Source organism: Microcystis sp. LEGE 00066 (genome assembly GCF_015207925.1).
Taxonomy (GTDB): Bacteria; Cyanobacteriota; Cyanobacteriia; order Cyanobacteriales; family Microcystaceae; genus Microcystis; species Microcystis ichthyoblabe_A.
Window position 1 is genome coordinate 1 of record NZ_JADEVX010000325.1, and the last position, 2,017, is coordinate 2,017.

Genomic DNA, 2,017 nt, shown 5'->3' on the forward strand with positions numbered 1-2,017 from the left:
TCTAGAATTAATTGAGACAATTCTCATTTATAAATTGCCCAAATTAAACCGTAAGGAGATAGAAAAAATGTTTAGTTTAAGTGATTTAAGAGAAACTAAAGTCTATCAAGAAGCTTTAGAGGAAGGCAGAGAGGAAGGCAGAGAGGAAGGCAGAGAGGAAGGCAGAGAAGAAGGAGAATTATCTGCTAAAAAAAGCCTAATTTTGCGTCAGCTAAATTTAAAACTAGGTTCTATTCCTTTAAAGGTAGAACAAAAAATTAAACAGTTAAATCCTAATCAACTGGATAATTTAGCTCTTGCTTTATTGGACTTTTCGGATTTGGAAGATTTGCAACAATGGTTAAATTAATAGTATTAACTATAGAACAAATTGCCCAAACTTTAGACTTAGAGATTGAACAAGTAGCACAAGTCATTGAAGGACAAAATTGAGTGAAAACGGACAGTATTTTCTATCATCTCTTTCAGACTTTTCCCGAAAGTTTCTTTGATTTGCTCAATCTTCCCCCAGAAACAGTCAATCATTATCAATTTTCCTCCGTCTCTTTCAGACTTTTCCCGAAAGTTTCTTTGATTTGCTCAATCTTCCCCCAGAAACAGTCAATCATTATCAATTTTCCTCCCTAGAAGTTAAACAACTAGCTTTTCGTTTAGATGGGGTTTTTCTTCCCGATAACCTCAATGACCCGATTTACTTTGTTGAGGTACAATTTCAAAAAGATGAACGGTTTTACTCGCGCTTTTTTAGTGAAATATTTCTCTATTTTCATCAAAGCGAGTTAAGCCAGAATTGGCAAGGGGTGATCATTTATCCCCATCGGGAAATTGAAAATAGTCCCAAATCTCGTTATCAAGAATTCTTTGAGTCAGGACGGGTTAACTGTTATTATCTGAATCAGTTAGATGAGGGGGATTCTCTGGGGGTAAAAGTGTTACAATTAATTGTGGAATCGGAACAAAATACCTTAGCTCAAGGAAAACAACTGATTCAACAAGTTAGACAACAATTCCATGAGTCTTTAAAAAGACAGGACATTCTAGAATTAATTGAGACAATTCTCATTTATAAATTGCCCAAATTAAACCGTAAGGAGATAGAAAAAATGTTTAGTTTAAGTGATTTAAGAGAAACTAAAGTCTATCAAGAAGCTTTAGAGGAAGGCCGAGAGGAAGGCAAAGAAGAAGGTAAAGAGGAAGGCAAAGACGAAAAAGCTCGACAAATTGCCCTAAAAATGCTATCTGCTGGCTTTCCTGTCCCAGAAATCGCCCGATTTACCGATTTATCCCCCGCAACTATCGAGCAATTACAAAGACAAAACGCTGACGATGTTTGATAATATTTGTAAATTTATTGCCGAAAACTTCTCCGATGATCTAGCCACTTGGTTATTAGGTTCTCCCCTCTCCTTAACCGTCCTCGACCCGACGGAATTACAATTAGACCCCATTCGGGCCGATTCTCTGATTTTTTTGCAGTCAGAGCAATTAATTCTCCATACCGAATTTCAAACCGACCCCAACTCTAAGATTCCTTTCCGAATGCTTGATTATCGCATTCGCGTCTATCGTCGTTATCCCCAAAAACAAATGCGTCAAGTGGTAATTTATCTGCGACGCAGTGATTCCCCCCTAGTACAAGAAAATACCTTCCGTGTGGGAGAAACCTTTCATTCCTTCCAAGTCATCCGTCTTTGGGAAGAAAAGACACCACAATTTTTCCATCATCCCGGTTTATTACCCTTTGCCGTCCTCAGCAATACCGATGACCCCGAACAGGTGTTAAGTCAGGTGTCCCGTTCTTTAGAAACTATCCCCGAAAAACAGGTGCAAAGCAATCTCGCTGCCGCTACCAGCATTCTCGCCGGGTTAGTATTAAATCGAGAGACGATTAAAAAAATCCTTCGGAGTGACATTATGAGAGAATCCGTCATCTATCAAGATATTTTAGAGGAAGGCAGAGAGGAAGGCGAGGAAAAGGGACTACAAAAAGGTAAAGAGGAAAAAGCTCGACAAATTG

The 2,017-nt window shown here is 38.5% G+C and carries 5 protein-coding genes; all 5 read left to right on the forward strand.

The window, feature by feature from the left end:
• Positions 1-349: DUF4351 domain-containing protein (locus IQ224_RS23115; RefSeq protein ID WP_194033538.1), on the forward strand; the 349-nt coding region annotated here is incomplete at its 5' end.
• The gene (locus IQ224_RS24460) at positions 337-432 is read left to right on the forward strand and encodes a hypothetical protein (RefSeq protein WP_002749813.1); all 96 of its coding nucleotides are present in this window, start codon (positions 337-339) and stop codon (positions 430-432) included. The genes IQ224_RS23115 and IQ224_RS24460, both read left to right, overlap by 13 nt.
• Entirely contained in the window at positions 433-627 is a 195-nt protein-coding gene (locus IQ224_RS25205) for a DUF2887 domain-containing protein (protein WP_081330820.1), read from the forward strand.
• On the forward strand, positions 576-1,334 hold the full coding sequence (locus IQ224_RS23125) for an Rpn family recombination-promoting nuclease/putative transposase (RefSeq protein WP_002742575.1): 759 nt from the start codon (positions 576-578) through the stop codon (positions 1,332-1,334). Before IQ224_RS25205 ends, IQ224_RS23125 begins: the two co-directional genes overlap by 52 nt.
• Positions 1,327-2,017 (forward strand): Rpn family recombination-promoting nuclease/putative transposase (locus tag IQ224_RS23130; RefSeq protein ID WP_194033539.1); only part of this gene is annotated, 691 nt, incomplete at its 3' end. The genes IQ224_RS23125 and IQ224_RS23130, both read left to right, overlap by 8 nt.